This is a genomic window from Janthinobacterium sp. 35 (genome assembly GCF_002754575.1).
In the GTDB taxonomy this organism is placed as follows: domain Bacteria; phylum Pseudomonadota; class Gammaproteobacteria; order Burkholderiales; family Burkholderiaceae_D; genus Janthinobacterium; species Janthinobacterium tructae.
The window spans coordinates 1,643,808-1,667,232 of the sequence record NZ_PEFN01000001.1 but is presented as its reverse complement, the minus strand read 5'-3'; the positions used below and the strand labels follow the sequence as shown (position 1 = coordinate 1,667,232).

20 protein-coding genes are annotated in these 23,425 nt (G+C 61.9%); 10 read left to right on the top strand and 10 right to left on the bottom strand.

Translation table 11 applies throughout. From position 1 onward, the window contains the following. The first annotated feature begins 8 nt into the window (after positions 1-8). From murC to CLU93_RS07445, 6 genes are all read left to right on the top strand, one after another. A complete protein-coding gene (gene murC / locus CLU93_RS07470; RefSeq protein WP_099760598.1) occupies positions 9-1,412 on the top strand; it encodes a UDP-N-acetylmuramate--L-alanine ligase in 1,404 nt (467 codons plus the stop codon). A 1-nt stretch (position 1,413) separates the two neighbouring features. Next, entirely contained in the window at positions 1,414-2,382 is a 969-nt protein-coding gene (locus CLU93_RS07465; protein WP_099760597.1) for a D-alanine--D-alanine ligase, read from the top strand. A 1-nt stretch (position 2,383) separates the two neighbouring features. Continuing rightward, on the top strand, positions 2,384-3,202 hold the full coding sequence (locus CLU93_RS07460; RefSeq protein WP_099760596.1) for a cell division protein FtsQ/DivIB: 819 nt from the start codon (positions 2,384-2,386) through the stop codon (positions 3,200-3,202). A 45-nt stretch (positions 3,203-3,247) separates the two neighbouring features. Next, positions 3,248-4,480 (top strand): cell division protein FtsA, encoded by a 1,233-nt coding sequence (ftsA, locus tag CLU93_RS07455; protein WP_010394955.1) that lies wholly within the window; start codon positions 3,248-3,250, stop codon positions 4,478-4,480. 154 nt (positions 4,481-4,634) lie between these two features. After that, entirely contained in the window at positions 4,635-5,843 is a 1,209-nt protein-coding gene (gene ftsZ, locus CLU93_RS07450) for a cell division protein FtsZ (RefSeq protein WP_099760595.1), read from the top strand. A 182-nt stretch (positions 5,844-6,025) separates the two neighbouring features. Next, positions 6,026-6,532, top strand: a complete 507-nt coding sequence (locus CLU93_RS07445) for a peroxiredoxin (RefSeq protein ID WP_058050716.1) — start codon at positions 6,026-6,028, stop codon at positions 6,530-6,532. 165 nt (positions 6,533-6,697) lie between these two features. On the opposite strand, the gene CLU93_RS07440 is transcribed toward CLU93_RS07445, so the two are convergent. Next, positions 6,698-7,465, bottom strand: a complete 768-nt coding sequence (locus CLU93_RS07440) for a class I SAM-dependent methyltransferase (RefSeq protein ID WP_099760594.1) — start codon at positions 7,463-7,465, stop codon at positions 6,698-6,700. 104 nt (positions 7,466-7,569) lie between these two features. Between CLU93_RS07440 and CLU93_RS07435 the strand changes: the two genes are divergently transcribed. Then, a complete protein-coding gene (locus CLU93_RS07435) occupies positions 7,570-8,343 on the top strand; it encodes a helix-turn-helix transcriptional regulator (protein ID WP_099760593.1) in 774 nt (257 codons plus the stop codon). A gap of 3 nt (positions 8,344-8,346) precedes the next feature. On the opposite strand, the gene CLU93_RS07430 is transcribed toward CLU93_RS07435, so the two are convergent. From CLU93_RS07430 to nosZ, 8 genes are all read right to left on the bottom strand, one after another. After that, positions 8,347-9,387 (bottom strand): FAD:protein FMN transferase, encoded by a 1,041-nt coding sequence (locus CLU93_RS07430; protein ID WP_099760592.1) that lies wholly within the window; start codon positions 9,385-9,387, stop codon positions 8,347-8,349. 48 nt (positions 9,388-9,435) lie between these two features. Further along, entirely contained in the window at positions 9,436-9,753 is a 318-nt protein-coding gene (locus CLU93_RS07425) for a c-type cytochrome (RefSeq protein WP_099760591.1), read from the bottom strand. Positions 9,754-9,849: 96 nt separating this feature from the next. Continuing rightward, on the bottom strand, positions 9,850-10,371 hold the full coding sequence (locus tag CLU93_RS07420; RefSeq protein ID WP_099760590.1) for a nitrous oxide reductase accessory protein NosL: 522 nt from the start codon (positions 10,369-10,371) through the stop codon (positions 9,850-9,852). Next, a complete protein-coding gene (locus tag CLU93_RS07415) occupies positions 10,368-11,192 on the bottom strand; it encodes an ABC transporter permease (RefSeq protein ID WP_207780972.1) in 825 nt (274 codons plus the stop codon). Before CLU93_RS07415 ends, CLU93_RS07420 begins: the two co-directional genes overlap by 4 nt. Then, a complete protein-coding gene (locus CLU93_RS07410) occupies positions 11,176-12,135 on the bottom strand; it encodes an ABC transporter ATP-binding protein (RefSeq protein WP_099760589.1) in 960 nt (319 codons plus the stop codon). The genes CLU93_RS07415 and CLU93_RS07410 overlap by 17 nt, the downstream gene beginning before the upstream one ends. Next, a complete protein-coding gene (locus tag CLU93_RS07405) occupies positions 12,104-13,372 on the bottom strand; it encodes a nitrous oxide reductase family maturation protein NosD (RefSeq protein WP_099764282.1) in 1,269 nt (422 codons plus the stop codon). The genes CLU93_RS07410 and CLU93_RS07405 overlap by 32 nt, the downstream gene beginning before the upstream one ends. A gap of 29 nt (positions 13,373-13,401) precedes the next feature. Further along, positions 13,402-15,579, bottom strand: coding sequence for a NosR/NirI family protein (locus tag CLU93_RS07400; RefSeq protein ID WP_099760588.1), 2,178 nt, complete (start codon positions 15,577-15,579; stop codon positions 13,402-13,404). A 53-nt stretch (positions 15,580-15,632) separates the two neighbouring features. Continuing rightward, the gene (gene nosZ, locus CLU93_RS07395) at positions 15,633-17,546 is read right to left on the bottom strand and encodes a TAT-dependent nitrous-oxide reductase (protein ID WP_099760587.1); all 1,914 of its coding nucleotides are present in this window, start codon (positions 17,544-17,546) and stop codon (positions 15,633-15,635) included. A 303-nt stretch (positions 17,547-17,849) separates the two neighbouring features. Between nosZ and CLU93_RS07390 the strand changes: the two genes are divergently transcribed. Next, complete coding sequence (locus tag CLU93_RS07390; RefSeq protein ID WP_099760586.1) at positions 17,850-18,692, top strand: DMT family transporter; 843 nt, start codon at positions 17,850-17,852, stop codon at positions 18,690-18,692. Between the two features lie 50 nt (positions 18,693-18,742). Further along, positions 18,743-19,678 (top strand): UDP-3-O-acyl-N-acetylglucosamine deacetylase, encoded by a 936-nt coding sequence (lpxC, locus tag CLU93_RS07385; protein WP_099760585.1) that lies wholly within the window; start codon positions 18,743-18,745, stop codon positions 19,676-19,678. A gap of 109 nt (positions 19,679-19,787) precedes the next feature. On the opposite strand, the gene CLU93_RS07380 is transcribed toward lpxC, so the two are convergent. Next, entirely contained in the window at positions 19,788-20,297 is a 510-nt protein-coding gene (locus CLU93_RS07380; RefSeq protein ID WP_071079376.1) for a DciA family protein, read from the bottom strand. A gap of 279 nt (positions 20,298-20,576) precedes the next feature. On the opposite strand from CLU93_RS07380, the gene secA reads away from it, so the two are divergent. Further along, on the top strand, positions 20,577-23,345 hold the full coding sequence (gene secA, locus CLU93_RS07375; RefSeq protein ID WP_099760584.1) for a preprotein translocase subunit SecA: 2,769 nt from the start codon (positions 20,577-20,579) through the stop codon (positions 23,343-23,345). Positions 23,346-23,425: the final 80 nt, after the last annotated feature.

Genomic DNA, 23,425 nt, shown 5'->3' with positions numbered 1-23,425 from the left:
TTAGCTCTGTGAAGCATAAAGTAAACAATATCCACTTTGTCGGCATCGGCGGCAGCGGCATGAGCGGCATCGCCGAAGTGCTGGTCAACCTGGGCTACAAGGTGTCGGGCTCCGACCTGGGCAGCAATGCGGCGACGCAGCGCCTGGCGAGCCTGGGCGCGACTGTCATGCTCGGCCACGCGGCCGAGAATATCGGCGACGCCGATGCGGTCGTGACCTCGGGCGCCGTCCCGCAAGACAATCCGGAAGTGGTGGCAGCGCGTGCGCGCAAGATCCCGCTGGTGCCGCGCGCCGTGATGCTGGGTGAATTGATGCGCCTGAAACGCGGCATCGCCATCGCCGGCACGCACGGCAAGACGACGACGACCAGCCTGGTCGCTTCGGTGCTGGCGCAGGGCGGCCTCGATCCTACTTTTGTCATCGGTGGACGCCTGACCAGCGCCGGCGCGAACGCCAAGCTCGGTTCGGGCGACTACCTGGTGGCCGAAGCCGATGAGTCGGACGCTTCGTTCCTGAACCTGACGCCGATGATCGAAGTGATCACGAATATCGACGCCGATCACATGGACACCTACGAGCACGATTTCGAAAAGCTCAAGCAGGCGTTCGTGCAGTTCACGCACCGTCTGCCTTTCTATGGCCGCGCCATGCTGTGCATCGACGATCCGCACGTACGCGCCATCATCCCGTTCGTGACCAAGCCGGTCACCACCTACGGCTTCGCGCAGGACGCCGAAGTGCGCGCCATCAACGCGCGTGCCGTGGGCCTGGAAATGCATTTCACGGTGCTGCAGGATGGCTATCCTGATCTCGACGTGGTGCTGAACCAGCCTGGCATGCACAATGTGCAAAATGCCTGCTCGGCGATCGCCATTGCGCGCGAAATCGGCATCGCCGACAGCGCCACCCAGCAAGGCCTGGCGGAGTTTTCCGGCGTGGGCCGCCGCTTCACGCGCTATGGCGACGTGGCGCTGCCGAATGGCGGCAGCTTTGCGCTGGTCGACGATTTCGGCCACCATCCGGTGGAAACGGAAGTGACCCTGGCCGCTGCGCGCGCCGCCTATCCTGGCCGTCGCCTGGTGCTGGCTTTCCAGCCGCACCGCTACAGTCGCACGCGCGACCTGTTCGAGGATTTCGTCAAGGTGCTCGGTGCGCCCGACGTGCTGCTACTGTCCGAAGTGTATGCGGCAGGCGAAGCGCCTATCGTCGCCGCCGACGGCCGCGCCCTGGCGCATGCGCTGCGCGCGCGCGGCAAGATCGAACCGATTTTCGTCGAGTCCATGACGGACATGGCCGACACCATCATGAGCGTGGCGCGCGACGGTGACGTCGTGCTGACCATGGGAGCCGGCTCGATCAGCGGCATCCCGCAACAACTGACAACGTATCAATCTCACACTGCAAAGGCCTGACGTGAACCAAGCTTCAGCTATCGACGTTAAACAATTGGGCAAAGTCGGCGTCCTGTTCGGCGGCAGCTCGGCCGAGCGCGAAGTGTCGCTGATGTCCGGCGCGGGCGTACTTGCCGCTCTGAAAAGCCGTGGCGTGGACGCGCATGCGTTCGACACGGGTGAACGCAGCCTGGCCGAACTGGCTGCCGAGCAATTCGACCGCGTCTTCATCGCGCTGCATGGCCGTTTCGGCGAAGACGGCAGCCTGCAGGGCGCGCTCGAGCAGCTGGGCATCCCTTACACGGGTAGCGGCGTGATGGCGTGCGCGGTGGGCATGGACAAGGTCTATACCAAGATGATCTGGCTGATGCACCAGTTGCCGACGCCGCAGTACGCGGTGCTCGATGACAGCTCCGACCTGGCCAAGGTGGCGGCTGAACTGGGCTTGCCGCTGATCGTCAAGCCGCCGCATGAGGGTTCGAGCATCGGCATCACGACCGTCAACGAAGCATCGGCCTTCCAGGCGGCCTACGATATCGCCGCCGGTCTCGATGATTCGGTGCTGGCCGAGGAATTCATCAAGGGCCGCGAATTTACCGTCGCGATCCTGGGCCAGGGCGCCACGGCGCGCGCACTGCCGCCGATTGAAATCGTCGCGCCGCAAGGCAATTACGATTACCAGAACAAGTACTTCACGGACGATACGCAGTATTTTTGTCCGCCGCAGCTGGACCAGGCGATCGTGGCGGAAATGGAGCGCATCGCCGTAGCTGCCTACCGTGCCCTCGGTTGCGAAGGCTGGGGGCGGGTCGATGTGCTGATGCGCGCGGCCGACAGCAAGCTGTTCCTGCTGGAAGTCAATACCTCGCCCGGCATGACGGGGCATTCGCTCGTGCCGATGGCGGCGCGCGCGGTGGGCATCAGCTATGAAGACCTGTGCCTGGAAATCGTCGCCGGCGCGCGTCTGAAAATGCACAAGGGACAGCACTGATATGTGGCATGACGCTAAAAGCCTCAATACGACTGCCAACGGCTTGCTGGCCGCGGTGCTGGTCGTGTGCGTGGCCGCCGGCGTCTGGTGGGTGTCGCAGCGTCCCATGTTCGACCTGCGCACCATCAAGGTGGAAAGTGCGGACGACAAGGGCCTGCGTCACGTGAATTACCTGACCCTGCGCAGTGGCACGTTGGGCCGCATCAAGGGCAATTTTTTCACGACCAATCTGGAAAGCGTGCGTGGCGTGTTCGAATCGGTGCCATGGGTGCGCCGCGCCAGCGTGCGACGCGAGTGGCCGAACCAGCTGATCGTGGCGCTGGAAGAACACGAAGCGCTGGGCACCTGGGGCGAGGATGGACGCCTGCTGTCGGTCAAGGGCGACGTGTTTACGGCGAATGTGGCCGAAGCCGAAGACGACCATGAATTGCCGGCCTTCGCCGGCCCCGATGGCAGCGAGAAGGAAGTACTCGCCACCTATGTGCAGCTGGCAAAGTGGTTTGCGCCACTGAAGATGGTGCCGGAAACCCTGTCGCTGTCGAGCCGCTATGCGTGGACCGTGAAACTGGATAACGGCATGAGCGTGGCGCTGGGGCGCGAGCAGAATCATACGACCCTGAAGGCGCGGGTCGACCGGCTGGTGGGCATCTACCCGCAGCTGGCGAGCCGGCTGGAGAATATCGACACGATCGATATGCGCTACCAGAATGGCCTGGCGCTCAGTTCCGCCGGCCTGGTGATACCGGCCGAAGGCAAGGATGGCAGGCCGGCGCCAGCGATCAGGAAGAAAAATGGCAGTCCGATTAAAAAACCGACTTAACCGAATAATCAATTTAACAATAGCCCAAAAAACTAGGCGACAGAAATGACAAAAGACGCGAAAAACCTGATCGTCGGCCTCGACATCGGCACCTCGAAAGTGGTGGCGGTGGTAGCCGAAGTGATGTCCGACGGACGCCACGAAGTGATCGGGCTGGGCCAGCACGAATCGAAGGGCCTGAAAAAGGGCGTGGTGGTGAATATCGAGGCCACGGTGGAATCCATCCAGCGCGCGCTGGAAGAGGCCGAGCTGATGGCTGACTGCAAGATCCGCAATGTGTACGCGGGCATTGCGGGCAGCCATATCCGCAGCTTCAATTCCAGCGGCATGGTGGCCATCAAGGACAAGGAAGTGACGGCCACCGACGTGGCGCGCGTCATCGAGACGGCAAAAGCGGTTAACATTCCGACCGATCAGCAATTGCTGCACACGGTGCCGCAAGAGTTCATCGTCGACAGCCAGGAAGATGTGCGCGAGCCTATTGGCATGAGCGGCATCCGCCTGGAGGTGAAGGTGCATATCGTCACCGGCGCCGTGTCGGCAGTGCAGAACATCGTCAAGTGCGTGCGCCGCTGCGGCCTGGAAGTGTCGGACCTGATCCTGCAGCCGATGGCTTCGGCCGATGCGGTGCTCACGCCCGACGAGAAGGAGCTGGGCGTGGTGCTGATCGACATCGGCGGCGGCACGACCGATGTGGCGGTATTTTCCGATGGCGCGATCCGCCATACGGCAGTCATTCCCATCGCCGGCGACCAGATCACCAACGACATCGCCATGGCCTTGCGTACCCCGACCGCGGAAGCGGAAGAAATCAAGATCCGCTATGGCGTGGCCAAGCAGGTCCTGGCCGACCCTGGCGAATCGCTGGAAGTGCCTGGCCTGGGCGACCGCGGCCCGCGCAACCTGTCGCGCCAGGCGCTGGCGGCAGTGATCGAGCCGCGCGTCGAGGAGCTGTTCGCGATGGTGCACCAGGTGGTGCGCGAATCCGGTTATGAAGGCGTGCTGTCGTCGGGCATCGTGCTCACGGGCGGCACTTCCATCATGCCCGGCATGGTGGAAATGGCGGAAGACATTTTCCTGAAACCGGCGCGCCTGGGCACGCCCGAGTATCGGGGCCAGCTGGCCGACGTGGTGCGCAGTCCGCGCTATGCCACGGTATTGGGCCTGCTGCTTGAAGCGAAGAAGCAATACCTGCGCGGCCACATTGTGACGCGTCAGGACGGCTCGGTGAAGGCAGTCTGGCAGCGCATGAAGGAATGGTTTTTAGGTAATTTTTAAGGGCGTACTTCAAGCCCGGCAGCACAGGTTTTTTGGCAGCATCGCAGGTACACACACATAACTTTATTTTATATTTAACCGCAGTTTTCAATCTCCAGTTCTCCTACCAATATGAGGCCTGGCGCTTGGAAACCGCATCTGATAGGAGCACATCATGGAGTTCGATATGGTCGATAACACAGCTATAGGTACCGTCATCAAGGTCGTCGGCGTCGGCGGTGCGGGTGGCAATGCAGTCCAACACATGATCAACAAAGGCATGTCGGGTGTGGAGTTCATTGCCGCCAACACCGACGCACAGGCCCTGTCGACATCGAAGGCGCACAACATCATCCAGATCGGCGATACCGGCCTGGGCGCAGGCATGAAGCCTGCCGTCGGCCGCCAGCTGGCCGAGGAATCGCGCGCGCGCATCGCCGACGCGCTGCGCGGCGCGCACATGGTCTTCATCGCTGCCGGCATGGGCGGCGGCACGGGCACGGGCGCCGCTCCTATCGTGGCCGAAGTGGCCAAGGAACTGGGCGCGCTGACGGTCGCCGTGGTATCGAAGCCCTTCTCGTACGAAGGCCAGAAGTGCATGGACATCGCCGACGAAGGCCTGGAGCAGCTCTCCTTGCACGTCGATTCGCTGATCATCATCCTGAATGAAAAACTGGAAGAGATCTACGAAGACGAAAGCATGCTGGAATGGATGCAGCACGCCGATGATGTGCTCAACAACGCGGTGGCCGGCATTGCCGAGATCATCAACGTGCCTGGCCATATCAACGTCGACTTCAACGACGTGAAAACCATCATGGGCGAGCAGGGCAAGGCCATGATGGGCACGGCGACCGCTTCCGGCGTCGACCGCGCGCGCATCGCCGCCGAACAGGCTGTCGCTTCGCCGCTGCTGGACGGTATCGATCTGTCCGGCGCGCGCGGCGTGCTGGTCAACGTCACGGCCAGCCGTGGCTTGAAGGGTAAAGAGATCAAGGAAGTCATGGCTGCCGTGCGCGCGTTTGCCGCGCCGGACGCGTCGATCGCGCAAGGCATCGCCTACGACGACGCCATGGGCGACGACATCCGCGTCACCGTGGTGGCCACGGGTCTGGGCCGCGCGAAGAAAAACATCCAGCTGGTACCGCAGCAAGTGCTGCGCACCGGCACCCACAACAGCCCTTTGATCCCGTCGGCTGCCATGGGTAGCGCGCAAGCGACGACGACGACGGTTGGCGTGGCTACGCCGGCAGCCGGTTTCGACGGCATGAAGGCGCCGGCAGTATGGCGCCGCGAATCGGCTTCCGAGCAGGTGCGCGCGATGGAAAAGAATGGCATGGAAACGTATGACATTCCAGCCTTCCTGCGCAAACAGGCTGATTAAGGTGGTCTGATGCAAGCAAGGATGACGGCGGCCTGAGGGTCGCCGTTTTTTTGCCGTTTTTTGACTTTTGCCTTTGCCTTTGCGGCCACTTTCTGCACAAATACGGCAAGTCAGGCATACTATTGCGCAGTGTCGGCATCATGCCGGCAGCATCCTCAACCGACAGTACACAAGGAGTCAACATGACCATCAAGATCGGCGACACCCTGCCAGAAGGCACCCTGGCCGAATTCATCGAAAGCGAAACCGAAGGTTGCGCACTGGGCCCGAACACGTTCAACGTGCAAGACCTGGTCAAGGGCAAGAAGATCGCCATCTTCGGCCTGCCAGGCGCCTACACCCCGACCTGCTCCGCACAGCACGTGCCAGGCTACGTGCAGCACGCTGCCGACCTGAAAGCCAAAGGCGTCGATGAAATCTGGTGCATCTCCGTCAACGACGCGTTCGTGATGGGCGCCTGGGGCCGCGACCAGAAAGCCACCGGCGTGGTACGCATGATGGCTGACGGCAATGCCGCCTACAGCAAGGCCCTGGGCCTGGACGCCGATTTTTCCAAGCACGGCATGGGCACGCGCTCGCAGCGCTACTCGATGCTGGTCGACAATGGCGTCGTGACGCAATTGAACGTCGAGCAGGGCGGCAAGTTTGAAGTGTCGAATGCGGAAACCTTGCTGGGCCAACTGGCCTAAGCAGAGTGTGGCTTGGGTGGGCCTGTGCAGGTCGGCGTAGGTCGGCTTAGCGCAGCGTAAGCCGACGAGCTGCGTTCGCACCGCGTTTGCTCTGGCATTGTTGGATTACGCGCTACGCGCTAATCCAACCTACGCAATAAAAACGGCGCCATCGGCGCCGTTTTTTTATTGCACCGACGGTTTCGTCGCCTCGAACATGGCCGCATCGATGCTGAACGAATAATCGTCCTGCAGCGCAAAATATCTGCGCGCTTCTTCGGGTGCGCCATCGAACAGGTTGCGGATGGCCGCGACGCGCTCGTTCGGCGTGCGCATGCGCGCCACCCACTCGTCGAACTGCATCGTCAGCTTCCATACGCTGCGCAAGCTGTGCGTAAAGCCCGCGTTATCGAACTTGGCGCCCCACTCGCAGCTGCGGTAGTCGCGCACGTGCGACGCGTCGCGCAGCATTTCCACCGCTTGCAGGGTGCTGTCGTACAGGGCCGTTTTCGGTGCGACGATGTCGACGACTAATAAGGTGCCATTCGGGCGCAGCACGCGCCAGGCCTCCGCCAGCGCGCCCGCCACGTCGTTCCAGTGGTGCGCGGAAAAGCGCGTGACGACCATGTCGAAGCTGGCGTCGGCAAACGGCAAACGGGCCACATCGCCCTGTTGCGTGCGGATGTTGTGCAAGCCGCGCTGCACACTGGCGCAGTCGACCACGTCGAGCATGGGCTGCGCCAGGTCATACGCGATGACCGATTGCGCCACAGGAGCGACGGCGAAGCTGGCGTGGCCGGCGCCGCAGCCCAGGTCCAGCACCACCGGTTTGCCATGGCGGCGCGCGCATTCCTGCATCAGCACCAGGTCGGCGCCTTGCGCGTGTACCGCGCTGCTCAGGTAGGCATTCGCCGTCTTGCCAAACTGTTCGGTAACGACATCGTGCTGCTGCATGGTTTTCTCCTGTTGATGGGTGAGTTCCTGCAGAATAGGGATAAAATTATCCTGTAACAAGACCATAACTTATACTGGTATATCTACTACCATGCAGGTATCTGATGTCGAACAAGCTCGCTGAATTCATCCGCGCCCGGCGCGAAGCCGTCACCCCCGCCATGGCCGGCTTGCCTGGAGGTGGGCGCCGTCGCACGCCAGGCTTGCGGCGCGAAGAACTGGCGCAGCTGTGCGATGTCAGTCCCACCTGGCTGACGTGGCTGGAGCAGGGGCGGCCCGTGTCGGCGTCGGCCAAGATGCTGGCCCGTCTGGCGCAGGTGCTGCAGCTGAGCGCGGCCGAGCGCGCCTATCTGTTCGAGGTGGCCGACAAGCATGATCCCAGCCATGGCACAGGCGAGGGCGGAGGGCCGGCAGCCGCCGAGCTGGCCGCCATCGTCGCCGCCATCGACGCGCCTGCATATTTCCTCGACCGCGCATGGAATGCCGTGGCGTGGAACGGGGCGGCGTCCGCCTTGTTCACGGGCTGGCTGCATGACGACGCGGCTGCACCGAACCAGCTGCGCTTCATGTTCCTGGAGGCGGGGGCGCGCGCGCTGGTCGTCGGCTGGCCCGAACGGGCGCAGCGCCTGGTGGCGGAATTTCGCGCCGATATCGGCCGCCAGGCGGACCAGGCGCCGCTGGCCGGTCTGATCGCGGAACTGGCCGGCGCCAGCCTCGAATTTCGCCAGTGGTGGGGCGCGCAGCAGGTGCAGGGCCGCGATGGGGGATTGCGCCGCTTCCAGCATGCGCAGCAGGGGCTGCTGGAGTTCAATCAGGTGACCTTGCACCTGGCACGCCAGCACGACTTGAAACTGGTGATGCTGTTGCCGGTGTCGTAGACGTCACTCGCGTGCTTGCCAGGTCCCGGCGTGCTCGTGCCGCTCTGCACCTGCAATGCGCGCTTGCATGGCTGCTGTCATGTGGACATTGCGCTGGGCGTCAACCATCAGCACTTCTTTCAGGTCGAGTTTTTCCGCCATCGCTTGCCAGTCTCGGGGGCCGGTGATGAACAGCGGTTTGGAGTGGCCGTCCGAGCGCAGGCCAGGGTCGCGGCCGCCGCTGGCGATGATGGTGACCGAAGCGACCAGATCGATCGGGTAGCCGCTGCGCGGGTCGATGATGTGCGGGCGGCGCTTGCCGTCCTTCATGAAGTAGCGTTCATAATCACCGCTGGTGCCGATCGCTTCGTTGTCGCGCAAAGCGATCTGCGCAACTGTCCCGGCGCCACGCGGATCGCGGATGCCGACCTGCCACGGTCGATCACCGGGCTGGCCGATGGCGATGACGTTGCCACCGATGTTGACCAGCGCCGCCTTGACGTGCGCTTCGCGCAGCAGCGCGGCGGCACGGTCGAGCGCGTAACCTTTGGCGTAGCCGCCGAGGTCGATCATGACGGCAGGGTTGACGCTGCTGATGATGTTGCCGTTGTAGCGCAGGTCGGACAGCGATGGCCGCGCGTCGACCCAGCGCTTGATCTCGGCGGCCGGCGGTCCCTGCGCGCCGATGTCGTTTTTCTGAAAGCCCCACAGCCTGATCAGATGCCCAATGGTGGGGTTGAACAGCAGGCCGGAACGCACTGACAGCTTCTCGGCCGATTTTAGCAGGCCGACCATTTCAGCGTCGGCGCGCATTGGCTCGCCTTTGGCGATGCTGTCGTTGAGGGCGGTGAGCATGCTTGGCTCCCACGCGTGGAATTTACGGTGCAGGCGATCGAATTCTCTCAATACCTCGGCGCCAAGCAGGTCGGCGCGCTGCTGCGAACCACCGTAGATGGTGATGTCGACCGTGGTGCCGAACACGTGGCCCCGGGTTTTGTAGAGGCGTTCCTCGCCGGAACAGGCAGTCAGGAACAGCAGTAGCGCCAGCAGCGTGCGGGTGAACATGGTATGTCTCCGGGTGTGGCCGCCGCGCGCAGGCGGCGGCCAGCAGTCTTAATTGCTCTTGGCGACCATGTAGTCGACCAGTGCTTTCATTTCATCATCCTTCAGGCCTGGATTGCCGCCGCGTGGCGGCATCATTTTCACGCCGTTGATGGCGCTCAGGTACAGCGCCGGCTTGCCTTTGGCGATACGCGGTTTCCACCCCGCCTTGTCGCCAACCTTGGGCGCGCCCATGATGCCGCTGCCGTGGCAGGCCAGGCAGGTGGTGGAGTAGGTTTTCTCAACCTTGGCGGCGTCCGGCGCAGCGGCGGCGCTGGTGGCAGAGGTGATGGCTGCCAGCATTGCTGCCAGTGCAAGTAGTTTCTTCATGGTCTGTCTCTTTTCAAAAGTAAGTCGGCAAATGCCGGGGTAAAAACGGACCGGCGCTTTCCGCCGAACGGCAATGCCGGCCCAGGCGGTGGTGCTTCAATGCGCCATGGCGTGCGTCGGCATGGCGCCGCTGGCTTCGTTCAGCAGGGCCGGCGTGATCTGCTTGAAGCGCAGCACGCGGCCGCCTTCCTTGCGAACAAACGCTTCCGCGTCTACCTGCCGGCTGAACGAGGCGATGGCCGGGCCCATCGAGCCCTGCGCCTTGCTGCCTAATACATAGAGCGCGTCGTGTGCCCCGATCCAGTGGCCTTGCGGCTGTTGCCAGTTGGCGCTGCCCATGTCCTGCACGTAGAAGGCGCTGGTGGCGCGACGCTGTTCCGGCGCCAGCATTTCGCCGAGCAGTTCTTTTACGTCACAGAAGTAGCTGGTCTTGCCGTCGGCGAAGCGAACCTGCGCTTTCGGCCCAGGGAAGTCGCGCAGCAGCATGCCGTCCAGCGCACACGCGGCTTCGTCGGACGGATCAATGGCTGGCAGGTTGGTGGCGCTGTACGTGCAGGCGGCCAGCGCAAGGGTGGCCAGTGTGGCCAGCGCGCTCCTGCGCAGGTGGAAAATAGTCATGAAAATCTCCTGAGTGCGATAGAAAACGGTAAAAAAATCCAGGCCAGCATCACGCCCGACAGCAGCGCCGGGTGGGTCCAGCCTTGCGGCATCACGGTGGCCAGGCCATACATGGCTTGCGCCTGGTCCGAGCTGAACACGTTCAGCAGGCGAAATACGTCGGCCGGGTTCAGCATCAGCATGGCGGCGAACAGGCCGCTACCGAGCTGGCCCTGGCTGAGCACCATCACCCCCATCAGCAGCAAGTCGAACACCAGCACGAACAGGAACCACAGCGCCAGTGCAATGCCGCTGGCGCGGACGCGGTCGCGGGTGCTGACCGATACCAGCATGGCAATGCTGAGGAAGGCCAGTCCCATCAGCACGGCGCTGGCGACGAATTGGGCGTAGCGCCAGCCTTCGGCCACAGTCAGTTGCGAGAACAGCGGCAGCAGGCCGGCGCCAAAGCCGATCGCAGTGGCGCTGGTGAGCGCCGCCGCCAGGCCGAGATATTTTCCGAGCAGCACTTCCAGCGGCGTCACCGGCATCGACAGCAGTAGTTCCAGCGTGCCGCGCTCACGCTCGCCGACAATCGCGTCATAGCCGAGTATCAGCGCGATCAGCGGCACCAGATAGATCACCAGGCTGGACAGGCTGGCGATAGTGGCGTCGATGCCGTGGAAACCAACCTGTCCCTGCTGGGCTGCGCCGAAGTAGGCGATGGCCAGCGCGAAGAAGGCAAACACCAGCGCCACGGCCAGCACCCAGCGGTTGCGCAGCCGGTCACGCCATTCTTTTGCGGCCAGCACGCCGACCTGGCGCCATTCAATGCGTGCGCGCATGGGTGCCTCCGTAGCCGAGAAATACTTGTTCCAGTGTCGATTCCTGAATCGCGATGTCGTCGGCGCAAGCAGCCAGCTGGCGCAGCACCGCCATCTTGTCGGCCCTGGCGCAGCGCACGTGCAGCTGTTCGCCATGCACCTCCAGCGCCAGCGCCAGCTCCAGCGGCAACGCGGCCAGCGCCACGCGCACGCCCGCCTGCAGCGCAGGCGCAATCGTGGCGGTAATGGTCAGCATCCGGGGCGCATGGGTACCCGTCCGCAGCTGCCTCAGCGTGCCTTGCGCGGCCACCGTGCCGCCTTGCATGATGAGCAGCTGGTCGACCCGGTGCTCGATCTCTGCCAGGATGTGCGAGGTGATGACGATCGTGGCGCCGCGTTCCTGCGCGGTGCGCAAGATGGCGTAAAAGTCGGCGATGCCTTGCGGGTCCAATCCGTTGGTGGGCTCATCGAGGAAGATCAGGTCCGGCTCGCCCAGCAGAGCCTGCGCCAGGCCGAGCCGCTGGCGCATGCCCTTGGAGTACGCCTGTACCGGCCGCGCGGCGGCATGCGTCAGGCCCACCAGGTCGAGCAACGGTGCGCAAGCAGCGCGCGCAATGTGCTTCAAGTCCGCAAAAAAGTGCAGTACTTCCTGGCCACTCAGGTTATCGTAGGTGAGAAAACTTTCCGGCAGATAGCCGACGCGCCGGCGCGTCTGGCGAAAGGCAGGTTCGGCCGCGTTCTGGCCCAGTACGTGCAGCGTGCCGGCGCAGGGCGTGATCAGACCGAGCATCAGCTTGAATAGCGTGCTCTTGCCGGCGCCATTGTGGCCGATCAGGCCGAACATGGCGCCATGGGCGATGTCAAAGCTGACGTCCTGCAGCACCGTGAGCGCGCCGTAGCGATGCCGGATGCCGCGCAGGCTGACGGCGGCTTCAGTTGTATTCGATGCGGGGAGCGATGTCATTCCATTTCTTCCAATTCTGTGAGAGCGGGCGCATGCGCGGATGGCGGTCGACTACGCTTGGCGCGCGCAGCAGCGGAAACTGACGCGCGGCAAAGCGCAGCGTCTGCAGCGCGGGGCTGGCGCCGAGCAGCTTGAGCAGCGGGTATTGCCAGTTCAGACGGTCAACCAGGTCGTTCGCTTCATACGCCACGTCACCCTGGCCGTCGCCGTTCTGGTCCCAGCCGTTGTAATTGCTCCAGTAGTTGCCTTCCTGTTTGCCCCATTCGACATCGCGCGCGGCAACAAAGCGCACCTGCTCCTGGTTGCCGATGAAGTCGTTGCCATCGACTTGGTTGTTCGACGAGCCGGCCGACAGGTGCACGCCGGTGCGGTTATTGATGATCAGGTTGTGGCGCAGCGTGTTGTACTCGGCGTCATAGATGAAAAAACCACGGTCGTTGCCGGCCACCACGTTGTCTTCGATCAGCGAGTCCTGGATGGTGCGCAGCATGATGCCGTGATCGGTATTGCCCCACGCGATATTGCGGCGCACGGTCAGGCTGCGCACCTCCATCAGCGCCAGCCCGGCCCGGCTCAGATATACCTCGTTGTCTTCCCAGGTACTGTGGTGGGTGTTCATGTAGTGCGTGCCGTAGCGAACATGGTGGATGCGGTTGTGGCGAAATTGCGCGTCGCGCGAAACGTCGACATAGATGCCGTCGCGCGTGTCGCTGATTTCGTTGCCGGTGACGCGCGCTCCGCGCGTGTCGTACACCTGGATGCCATTGCCGCGCTGCGCCGATTGCAGGTCGCGCCGGCCGGTGATGGTGTTGTTCAGCAAGAGCGCATCGTCAACGCCTTGCAGCCAGATGCCGAACAGGTTGGCGACCAGTCGACAGTTGTTGATCTGTACGCGATGCGCGCCAGGCACGATATAAATGCCGGCGTTCTGCGCAGTGAGGTCCGCGCCGCTGTCGATCACGATCAGGCCGATCAGGGTGACGTCGGGGGCGGTGATGCGGATGGTGTCGCCGTGTCCTCGGCCGCTGATGGTGGGATGGCTGCGCCCTTGCAGCGTCAGCGCCTTGTCGACCAGCACGTGTTCGTTATACCTGCCGGGTGCGATCAGCAGTGTGTCGCCTTTCTGCGCACTGGCGATGGCCGCATTGATCGACGTGCCCGGCGCCACTTCCAGCACGGCGGCGGCCAGGCTCGGCCCATAGCCGGCCAGTATGAGTGCCAGCACCAGCGCGCGCATCAGCGCCAGCAGGGCGGAAGGCGCCAGCATCATGCGTCTTCCTTGCCTTGCGACGGCAGCGTTGAGCGCAAGCTGTCGAGCGTAAGGAAGTAGCCGTCGGCGCCGATACGCGTCAGCGCTTCGCCCTTGGCAGCGCGCCGCTTGCGCTCTTTCACCAGGGGTGGACAGGCGTGATCGTCGTAGTACATCACCATGCAGTCCAGGCACAGCATGCATTCCATCTGATCGATTTTGCCTTGGCTGTCGATGGCGTGCGAGCCGCAACCGGCGGCGCAGGCGTGGCAGCTGGTGCATTCTGCCTTGCGCTTCAGACCGAACAGACGGAACTTGCCGGGCAGCGCCAGACCCGCGCCCATCGGGCACAGGTATTTGCAGTAGGGGCGTTCGCTGAACAGCGACAGGCCAAGAATGGCGCCGATAAAGAGCCAGAATGGCCAGCTGCGGTTCCATACGCCGACCAGGAAAGTGGTCTTGAAGGGTTCGATTTCGGCCAGATGTTCGGCCGTCTCCATTGAGAACAGGGATACGCCGATCAGGCCGAAGAAGATGGCGTACTTCAGCCAGCGCAGCTTGTCGTGCAGTGGTTTCGGCAGCAGTTTCTGCCAGCGTTTCAGGCCGATGGCGGAACCGAGTTTCAGCATCAGGTGCTGCAGCGAGCCGAATGGACATAACCAGCCGCAGAACAGGCCGCGTCCCCAGATCAGCACCGTGATGATGATGAACCACCAGAACAAAAAGATGAACGGATCGGACAGGAACAGCTCCCAGCGCCATTGATGGATCAGCGAATGGAGCCAGGTCATGATCTGCGTGATGCTGGGCTGTGCCTTCAGGTAGAAACCGATGAAGCCGGCGCTGATGAGCCACAGCACCAGCCGCGGCCAGCTGATCAAAGGCTTGTGCTTGCGCGTCGATGCACGCACCAGCCGGTCGCGTCGTGCGTACCAGATGGCGGTAAACAACAGGGTGGCGACGAAGAAGCCGATTTGCGCAATCCGGTCCAGCCAGATGTTTTGCCACGCCGGGCGCGCCGTCACCACTTTCGGATGGCCGCCTTCCAGATAGCGGGCCGGCAGCCAGTATGTCTGGTCGTAGTGGGTGAAGGTCTTGGCGCCCTTGGCGTCCAACTGATTGACCAGCAGCGTCAGCGTCCAAGGCCACGCCGGATTGAAGTGTTTCGAGCGGACGATGAAGATGCCCGATTCGCGGTATTGGGGCACATCGCCGGGCTGCAGGTGATACAGATTGAGATAGTCGGTATCGCGGAAGGTGTAGGTTTCAGGATCTTGCCGCACCTGGATGCGGTCGTAGATGCCGCCGCGCACAAAGCCCGAGCCCTTGAACGAGGTCTGGCCGATGGCGATGACGAAGATCGCATGCTCGTCCGGCTTGAGGTCGCGCATCAGGCGCTGGTAGTTGTCCTCGCCCAGCAGGCTGTTGCCCAGCGTCGGCGTGTTGAGGTAGCCGAAGTAGAGATCGATGTAGTCGCCGCGTGCGCTGTCGGCGCCGACTTCGCGCGCGGTGATCGTCAGGCGGCCGACCGAGCCCTCGTCGGCCAGCTTGCCCCAGTTGAGGCGCTCGTCGAGCGGCGTGAAGCGGGCTGGCGGCCGCGCCGCCGCAGTGAAGATGCCGACCTGGCGGCCGATCTCATAGGCGCTGCGGGAAATTACCTGGTTCTCGGCGATGGCCGTCACGGTGGCGCCGCTGATCGCGTCCAATCCTACGCTGCCATCGCCGCCACGGCCAATTTCCAGCCTGGCGTCACCGCGCAGGCCGACATATTGTCCGATGAACTTGAGCAGCGCCGATTCCGGTATGCCGGCCAGCAGGATCGGTTCGGAATGCTTGATCACGCGCACGCCGGTAATGATGCCTGCGGTGTCCATGCCGATCAGTGTAATGACTGGCTTGCCGGAATAGGCGGGAATGTCCACCACGTCGGTTGACAGGAAAACGTAGCCAACGAGCTTGCCGCCAGCGTCCAGCGCTTGCACATAGCGTGGAGAACCCATGCGCTGCGAGAAGCGCTGCGCTTGCGGCATCACGTCGCGGCAGGCGGCATGCGCGCACAGGTCGGCGCCGTGCAACAGTTCGGAGGAAAGTTCAGCGTCGTAGATGTTGGCGGCGGCGATGGGCGGCGCCAGCATAGCCAGTAACATCAAGCACGACGCCAGCGAATTGAACAAGGTTTTTAAAGTAGTCGTCATGAGAATATGCCATGCCGGCTGACGCATCAGCCGGCATGGACTTGCTGGACAGCTCAGGCTTCAACCAGGAAACGGCTACGCATTTCCAGATGCAGGGCGTGGCAGAAGTGCGTGCAATACAACCAGAACGCACCGGCGTGATCGGCCTTGAAAGTGACCGACTTGGTTTCCTGCGGATTGACGATAAAGTTGATGTTGTAGGTCGGGATGGCGCAACCGTGGGTCAAATCTTCGACCTTGTCGTAGTTGGTCAGGGTGAGCGTGACTTCATCGCCTTTTTTGACCTTGATGACCGGCATGCTGAACGCCGGCGCTTGCGACATCAGACGCACATGCACCTTGTTTCCCTTGCGCTCGATGCCGGCGTTTTCCGGCGTGACGGCATTCGGGAAGTCGGTCATGGTGTGGATCTGGCGCGTCTTGACCACGTCGCGGCGCACGATAATGCCATCGTGCGGTTCCGGGTAGGCAGTGTGATCGGCTATCAGCTTCATGCTGGCGCCGCTGATGTCCACCAACTGTTCGGTTTCAGGATGCAGCGGGCCGACTGGCAGGAAGCGGTCCTTGGAGAACTTGTTGCCGGAGTTAAGGTATTTGCCGTCAGCTTCCCTGGTCTCACCCATCGATGAGTAGTTATGGCCCGGCTGGTAGTGCACGTCCAGCTTCTCGATGATGACCTTGGCGTTTTTGTCGCCCTTGAACTGGGCAATGGCTGCATCCACATTCCATTTGACGGCTTGGCTGTCGAGGAACAGCGAGGTATAGGCGTTGCCCCTGCCGTCGAAGGCGGTGTGCAGCGGGCCGAGGCCGATTTCCGGTTCGGCCACCACGGTGTCGCGCGGATCCTTGACGTTACCGTCGAACCACTGCAGCACCTTGCTCAATTCAATCACGGTGGCGGTCGGCGACAGCTTGCCGGAGCAGACGAAGTATTTTCCGTCCGGGCTGGCGTTGACGCCATGCGGGTTCTTGCTAACCGGGACGTACAGCGAGATCGCGCTTTTCGGATCGGTGTTGGCAGCCTTGCGGCCATCGACCACGGGGACCTTGGAACTGCCGATGGTGGTGAACTTGCCTGCCTTGACCAGGGCCTCGACGCGTTCGATATGCAGGAACACGCAGGCATCGCGCTCGGCCGCCATCATGCCGTTCAGGTCGGCGGCGTTTTCCACGTTGTACTGGTTGCAGGCGGCCAGCTTGCCGTCGTACGAGGTGGCGCACAGATCCATATTGCCGTCAACGCGCACCTGCCACATCACTTCCATGGTCTCTGCGCTGACGCAGCTGAACAACGCACCCCACTTGTCCGGATTGTCCAGGTCGCGGCCGTCGTTCGGCAGCGGGATATGGAATTCGGCGCCGCAGAACACGCGGGTGGTGTAGTCAATCTTCTGGTCGACCGGATCGCGCTTGTCAGGGAACAGGCCGTGGAAGCCGGCCACATTCGGCAGTTCGGTGATCTTGTCGCATTCCATGGTGTCCATGCGGATGCGCGCCACGCGTGAATGCAGCTTGTCGTTGATGAACAGCCAGCGGCCGTCATACGTGCCGTTCTTGTAGCTGCCGTGGACGTGGTGGGTGTCGCCGGTGATGTATTTCAGCGTGCCGTCGGGCTTGGTGCCGATGATGGCTTTCGATTCATTGGTAATACCCCAGCCGACCATGCAATCGACGTTGAACACCGGGATGCGCTTGAGCGTGCGCCCGGAAGGCAGGCCGAGCACCCGCGCTTCGCCCGAATGGCCGGAACTGATGAAAGCATAGTAGTCGTCCAGCTGGCCTGGCGCGATCTCGGTGCCATGGTGTGCGGCCGGTGCGGCAGCGCTCTTGCCGCCGGCGGCAACTTCCTCCTTGCAGCCGGCCAGGCCCAGCGTGACGCCAGCCAGGCCCAGCGCGGCGCTCTTGCCGAGAAAGCCGCGGCGGCTCGACTGCGTGTCGTTGGTGGTATCTATCTTCTTGCTGTCCATCTCTCGTTCTCCATCGTTGCAAAATTATAAACAAGGATTTTACATACATCTTTTAAAAAAACGATGACGTAGATCAAGCATTTCAGGCACCGCCGCCGCGATTGCGGCAGTACTTGATCCAGGCACTGTTTTCGTCGTCGCCCCTGATGAGCTGGCCGGCTTGCTATAATCAATCCCGGCAGCGCCTCCGCTGTGCTGGCTCCGGACGTCGCCATAATGACGTTCCCAGTGGTCCGCCCCGGACCGGTCGTCAAGGAGCTTTCCCTGTCTTCTCGTCAAGAAAATCTGCACAGCATCTATGCGATGTTGATTGCGGTCGCCATGTTCTCGTGCATGGATACCGCCATGAAGCTGCTGTCTGCCCATTATCCCGCCACGCAGGTCACGGCGATGCGCTCGCTCAGTTCGTTGCCACTGCTGTGCGGCTACATGCTGTACCGCGGTGCGTTCAAGGGCATCTTGCGCATACGCTGGCCAATGCACCTGTTGCGCGCCGCACTCGGCATCGCCATGCTGACCACCTTTGCCTTCGGGCTGAAGTCGCTGTCGCTGGCCGAGGCATATTCGATCTTCTTCATCGCGCCGGCTTTGATCACGGCGCTGTCGGTGTGGGTGCTGAAGGAGCACGTGGGCCGCGGGCAGTGGGTGGCGATTGGCGTCGGCCTGCTGGGCGTGCTGGTGGTGCTGCGCCCCGAAGGCACCGGCTTCCTGTCGCTGGGCGGGCTGGCGATTCTGGTGGCAGCTGCCTGCTACGCCGTGTCGGCCATCAGCGCGCGCGTGCTGGCGCGCACCGACAGCACCGAGGCGATGATGTTCTGGCTGCTGACGCTGATGTCGATTGGCGCAGTAACGCTGGCGTGGAATATCTGGGTGCCTGTGCGTGCCGAACATGGCTCGACCTTGATGGTGCTGGCGCTGTCAGGCTTCTTCGGGCAGTTGGCGATCACCAAGGCCTTCAGCACCGGCAAGGCGTCAATCGTGGCGCCGTTCGAGTACACGGCGCTGGCCTGGGGCGTGGCGATAGACTGGCTGCTGTGGCAGGTGCTGCCGGATCGCTATACCTTGCTTGGCGCGGCGATCATTATCGCCAGCGGCATCTACCTGGTGCGGCGCGAGGCCGTGCATGTGGAAAGTGAGCATCCCTAGCATTTCTTTGCCGGTCAGCATTCCACGCCGCAACTGGATATAATCGTGCCATGTTAAAACAACGCACTATCAAACAACAGGTCCGCACCATCGGTGTCGGTTTGCACTCTGGCACCAAGGTCGAGCTGACCTTGCGTCCCGCCGCGATCGACACGGGCATCGTGTTTCGCCGCATCGACCTCGATCCCATCGTCGAGTTTCCCGCCAGCGCCATGGCCGTGGGCGATACGCGCATGGCTTCCGTGCTGATCAAGGATGGCGCCAGGGTGTCCACTGTGGAACACCTGATGTCGGCCGCGGCCGGCCTGGGTGTCGACAATATGTATATCGACGTGAATGCGGAAGAAATTCCCATCATGGACGGTTCCGCCTCGTCCTTCGTCTACCTGCTGCAGCAGGCTGGCGTGGAAGAGCAGCAGGCGGCGAAGAAATTCATCAAGGTCATCAAGCCCGTGGAAGTGCGTCACGGCAAGGGAGACGCGGAGAAATGGGCGCGCTTGTCGCCGTACGACGGCTTCAAGCTCGACTTCTTCATCGAATTTAATCATCCGGCCGTCGATGGCACGATGCAGCGCGCCTCCGTCGACTTCGGCGACGTGTCGTATGTGCACGACGTGGCGCGCGCGCGCACCTTTGGTTTCATGCAGGACGTGGAAAGCTTGCGCGGCATGGGTCTGGCGCGTGGCGGTTCGCTGGAAAACGCCATCGTCATGGATGAATACCGCATCCTCAATGCCGACGGCTTGCGCTATGAAGACGAGTTCGTGCGCCACAAGATCCTCGACGCCATCGGCGACCTGTACCTGGTGGGCCACCCCTTGCTGGCGTATTACACGGCGCACAAGTCGGGTCACGCACTGAACAACCAGTTGCTGCTGGCGCTGCTGGAACAGCCGGAAGCGTATGAAATCGTCTCGTTCGATACCAACGAGGCGGCGCCGCAGTCGTATTTGCGCCAGATGGAGCGCGAGTGGTCGCTGACGTAGGTCGGATTAGGCCGCAGGCCGTAATCCGACAACCCCGCAGGCGCCAACAATGTTGTCGGATTACGGCCCGAAGGGCCTAATCCGACCTACGTGCTGCCGCCTGGCGTTGCTAATCTTTAGGTTCGCGGTGGTGGCGCAGCATATTGCGCAGCGCCGCGATCAATTGCTCGTTCTGCTTCGACGCGGGCAGGGCCGTGCTCAGCTCTTCCAGGGCCGTCATGGCTTTTTCCGGCAAGACCAGCGCCCGTGTATGCACGATGGGCGCGATGCTCCTGATGACCTGCACTTTCAGCTTGATGCCTGAAATCTGCCAGCCCTTTCTTTCCAGTTCCCCTTGCAATTTTGGTAATTGCTGCTTGAGCTTGGCCGCCAGCGCCGCGTTCGGCGTGGCCAGCACCAGCTGGCCGCCCTCGAATTGCAGGATATCGCAATGCTCGAACATCGCCGGCAAGGCCCTGGCGCAATCTTTTTGCAGGGCGGCCAGGCGCGTGACGGTGGGCATCAGGGACGCCATCGTCGCATTGCCGCGCAGAAAATCGGTTGCGCCCGTGACGGCCGGGCCTGAACGGGCAAAGCCGTAGCCACGGCGCGGCGCCGGAGAGTAGGTAGGAGTTCGCATGGCCGAAACATAGCACACTCGCCCGCGCATGACGAGTGCGGCGGCGGGTGCGGCGCAGGCTGGCCGGTCGTATTGCCTTACAGTATGGAAAATGTCCGCAATTTCTGCCATTTGTTTGTCATTAAGCTATTGTTATATGGTGCATTAGCCCAACCTTGGCGGGAACGCATGATAAAATCATCGTCTTTTGCCATAGTCGAACTCCGTGCGGTCACGCGATTGTTACCTCGTTGTCACCTACCGAGCTTTTTTTAACGGCGTTTTTTCAAGAATTCAAGCATGTCATTACTGACCCAGATTTTCGGTAGCCGCAACCAGCGGCTGCTCAAGCAATACCAAAAAACGGTACGCGAGATCAATGCGCTCGAGCCGGCCATCGAAAAGCTGTCGGATGCCGAGCTGCAAGCGAAGACGCCTGCCTTCAAGGAACGCATCGCCGCTGGCGAATCGCTCGATGCCTTGTTGCCGGAAGCATTTGCCGTCTGCCGTGAGGCCAGCAAGCGCGTCCTGCGCATGCGCCACTTCGATGTGCAGATGATCGGCGGCATGGTCTTGCATTTCGGTAAGATCGCGGAGATGGGCACGGGCGAGGGCAAGACCCTGATGGCGACCTTGCCAGCCTACCTGAATGCCTTGTCGGGCAAGGGCGTGCATATCGTCACCGTCAATGATTACCTGGCGCAGCGCGATGCCGAGACCATGGGCCGCCTGTATGCGTGGCTGGGCCTGTCGACCGGCGTGAACATGTCGCAGATGGAGCACAGTGCCAAGCAGCAGGCGTACAACTCCGACATCACGTATGGCACGAACAATGAATTCGGTTTCGACTTCTTGCGCGACAACATGGTCTACGAAGCGCGCGAGCGCGTGCAACGCAGCCTGAACTTCGGCATCGTCGATGAGGTCGACTCGATCCTGATCGATGAAGCGCGTACGCCATTGATCATTTCGGGCCAGGCCGAGAACCATACGGACCTGTATTACAAGATCAATGAAGTGCCTGCGCTGCTGACTTTGCAGATCGGCGAAGAAACGCCGGACGGCAAGGGCAAGGTTGACGTGCCGGGCGACTATACCAAGGATGAAAAGGCGCACCAGGTGCTGCTGACGGAAGCGGGCCACGAAAAGGCCGAGCGCATCCTGATGGAAATGGGTCTGCTGCCGGAAGGCGCTTCGCTGTACGATTCGGCCAACATCAGCCTCGTGCATCACCTGTATGCGGCCTTGCGCGCGCATGCGCTGTACTTCAAGGATCAGCACTACGTGGTGCAGAACAGTGAAGTTGTCATCGTTGATGAATTCACGGGCCGTCTGATGACGGGCCGCCGCTGGTCCGATGGCTTGCACCAGGCCGTCGAAGCGAAAGAAGGCGTCAAGATCCAGAACGAGAACCAGACCCTGGCCTCGATCACCTTCCAGAACTACTTCCGCATGTACGCCAAGCTGGCCGGCATGACCGGTACGGCAGACACCGAAGCATACGAATTCCAGGAAATCTACGGCCTGGAAACGGTCGTGATCCCGCAAAACCGTCCGTTGCAGCGCAAGGACCGCCAGGATCAGGTCTACAAATCGTCGGCGGAAAAATACAACGCGATGTTGAACGATATCCGCGACTGCTACGAGCGCGGCCAGCCCGTGCTGGTCGGTACGACCTCGATCGAAAACTCGGAATTGCTGTCGGGCATCCTGACCAAGGCCGATTTGCCGCACAACGTGCTGAACGCGAAGCAGCATGCCCGCGAAGCGGAAATCATCGCCCAGGCAGGCCGTCCGAAAGCCATCACCATCGCCACCAACATGGCCGGTCGCGGTACGGACATCGTCTTGGGCGGCAACGTCGAGAACCAGATCAAGTTCATCGATGCCAATCCTGAGCTGAGCGATGCTGAAAAAGCCGAGCAAGCGAAGAAATTGCATGACGAATGGCAATCCTTGCACGACCACGTGGTCAATGCGGGCGGTTTGCACATCATCGGCACCGAACGCCACGAATCGCGTCGCGTCGACAATCAGCTGCGTGGCCGTGCCGGTCGCCAGGGCGATCCGGGTTCGTCGCGCTTCTACCTGTCGCTCGACGACGCGCTGCTGCGCATCTTCGCCGGCGACCGCGTGCGCGCCGTGATGGACCGTCTGAAAATGCCGGAAGGCGAACCGATCGAGGCGGGCATCGTTTCGCGTTCGATCGAATCGGCCCAGCGCAAGGTCGAAGCGCGCAACTTCGACATCCGCAAGCAATTGCTGGAATACGATGACGTTGCCAACGACCAGCGTAAAGTCATCTATCAGCAGCGTAACGAACTGCTGGAAACGACCGATATTTCGGAAATGATCGGCTCGCTGCGCCATGGCGTGTTCACCGACCTGGTGCACGAGTACGTGCCGCACGAATCGGTGGAAGAGCAGTGGGATATCAAGGGCCTGGAAAATACCCTGTCCAGCGAATGGCAGCTCGACTTGCCGTTGCAGCAAATGCTGGAAGCCGATGCGACCCTGACGGACGAAGAGATCCTGGAAAAAGTGCTGGTCGCGGCCGATGCCGTGTACCAGTCGAAGATCGATATCGTCGGCAAGGAATCTTTTGGTGGCTTCGAGCGCAATGTCATGCTGCAAAGCGTCGACAGCCACTGGCGTGAACATCTGGCGGCGCTCGATCACCTGCGCCAGGGTATCCACCTGCGCGGTTATGCGCAGAAGAACCCGAAACAGGAATACAAGCGCGAAGCGTTTGAACTGTTTGGCCAGATGCTCGACATGATCAAGAACGACGTCACGAAACACGTGATGACGGTACGTATCCAGTCGCGCGAAGAAGTCGATGCGGCCGAACAGGCGATGCAGCAGTCGCACGTGGAAAACGTGCACTACCAGCACGCCGAGTTCGACCCGAACGCGGCGCCGGAAGAACTGTTGGCGCCTGCGGCAGGCGGCAACACGGACAACGTCGACGACATGAGCGTGAGCATGGGCGTCAAAGTGGGCCGCAACGACCCATGCCCTTGCGGCAGCGGCAAGAAGTACAAAGCCTGTCATGGAAAATTGGCGTAAAGCCGGTTTGACAGCTTGAACAAGAACGGAGACTGCGGTCTCCGTTTTTTTATGTCCGCGATGGCATGCGCTGCGTGTTC

Excerpts from the sequence above, each read along its gene's own strand:
- CLU93_RS07460 (WP_099760596.1), top strand. The coding sequence starts at position 2,384 with ATGTGGCATGACGCTAAAAGCCTCAATACGACTGCCAACGGCTTGCTG.
- ftsA (WP_010394955.1), top strand. The coding sequence starts at position 3,248 with ATGACAAAAGACGCGAAAAACCTGATCGTCGGCCTCGACATCGGCACC.
- ftsZ (WP_099760595.1), top strand. The coding sequence starts at position 4,635 with ATGGAGTTCGATATGGTCGATAACACAGCTATAGGTACCGTCATCAAG.
- CLU93_RS07445 (WP_058050716.1), top strand. The coding sequence starts at position 6,026 with ATGACCATCAAGATCGGCGACACCCTGCCAGAAGGCACCCTGGCCGAA.
- CLU93_RS07440 (WP_099760594.1), bottom strand. The coding sequence starts at position 7,465 with ATGCAGCAGCACGATGTCGTTACCGAACAGTTTGGCAAGACGGCGAAT.
- CLU93_RS07435 (WP_099760593.1), top strand. The coding sequence starts at position 7,570 with ATGTCGAACAAGCTCGCTGAATTCATCCGCGCCCGGCGCGAAGCCGTC.
- CLU93_RS07430 (WP_099760592.1), bottom strand. The coding sequence starts at position 9,387 with ATGTTCACCCGCACGCTGCTGGCGCTACTGCTGTTCCTGACTGCCTGT.
- CLU93_RS07425 (WP_099760591.1), bottom strand. The coding sequence starts at position 9,753 with ATGAAGAAACTACTTGCACTGGCAGCAATGCTGGCAGCCATCACCTCT.
- CLU93_RS07420 (WP_099760590.1), bottom strand. The coding sequence starts at position 10,371 with ATGACTATTTTCCACCTGCGCAGGAGCGCGCTGGCCACACTGGCCACC.
- CLU93_RS07415 (WP_207780972.1), bottom strand. The coding sequence starts at position 11,192 with ATGCGCGCACGCATTGAATGGCGCCAGGTCGGCGTGCTGGCCGCAAAA.
- CLU93_RS07410 (WP_099760589.1), bottom strand. The coding sequence starts at position 12,135 with ATGACATCGCTCCCCGCATCGAATACAACTGAAGCCGCCGTCAGCCTG.
- CLU93_RS07405 (WP_099764282.1), bottom strand. The coding sequence starts at position 13,372 with ATGCGCGCGCTGGTGCTGGCACTCATACTGGCCGGCTATGGGCCGAGC.
- CLU93_RS07400 (WP_099760588.1), bottom strand. The coding sequence starts at position 15,579 with ATGACGACTACTTTAAAAACCTTGTTCAATTCGCTGGCGTCGTGCTTG.
- nosZ (WP_099760587.1), bottom strand. The coding sequence starts at position 17,546 with ATGGACAGCAAGAAGATAGATACCACCAACGACACGCAGTCGAGCCGC.
- CLU93_RS07390 (WP_099760586.1), top strand. The coding sequence starts at position 17,850 with ATGTTGATTGCGGTCGCCATGTTCTCGTGCATGGATACCGCCATGAAG.
- lpxC (WP_099760585.1), top strand. The coding sequence starts at position 18,743 with ATGTTAAAACAACGCACTATCAAACAACAGGTCCGCACCATCGGTGTC.
- CLU93_RS07380 (WP_071079376.1), bottom strand. The coding sequence starts at position 20,297 with ATGCGAACTCCTACCTACTCTCCGGCGCCGCGCCGTGGCTACGGCTTT.
- secA (WP_099760584.1), top strand. The coding sequence starts at position 20,577 with ATGTCATTACTGACCCAGATTTTCGGTAGCCGCAACCAGCGGCTGCTC.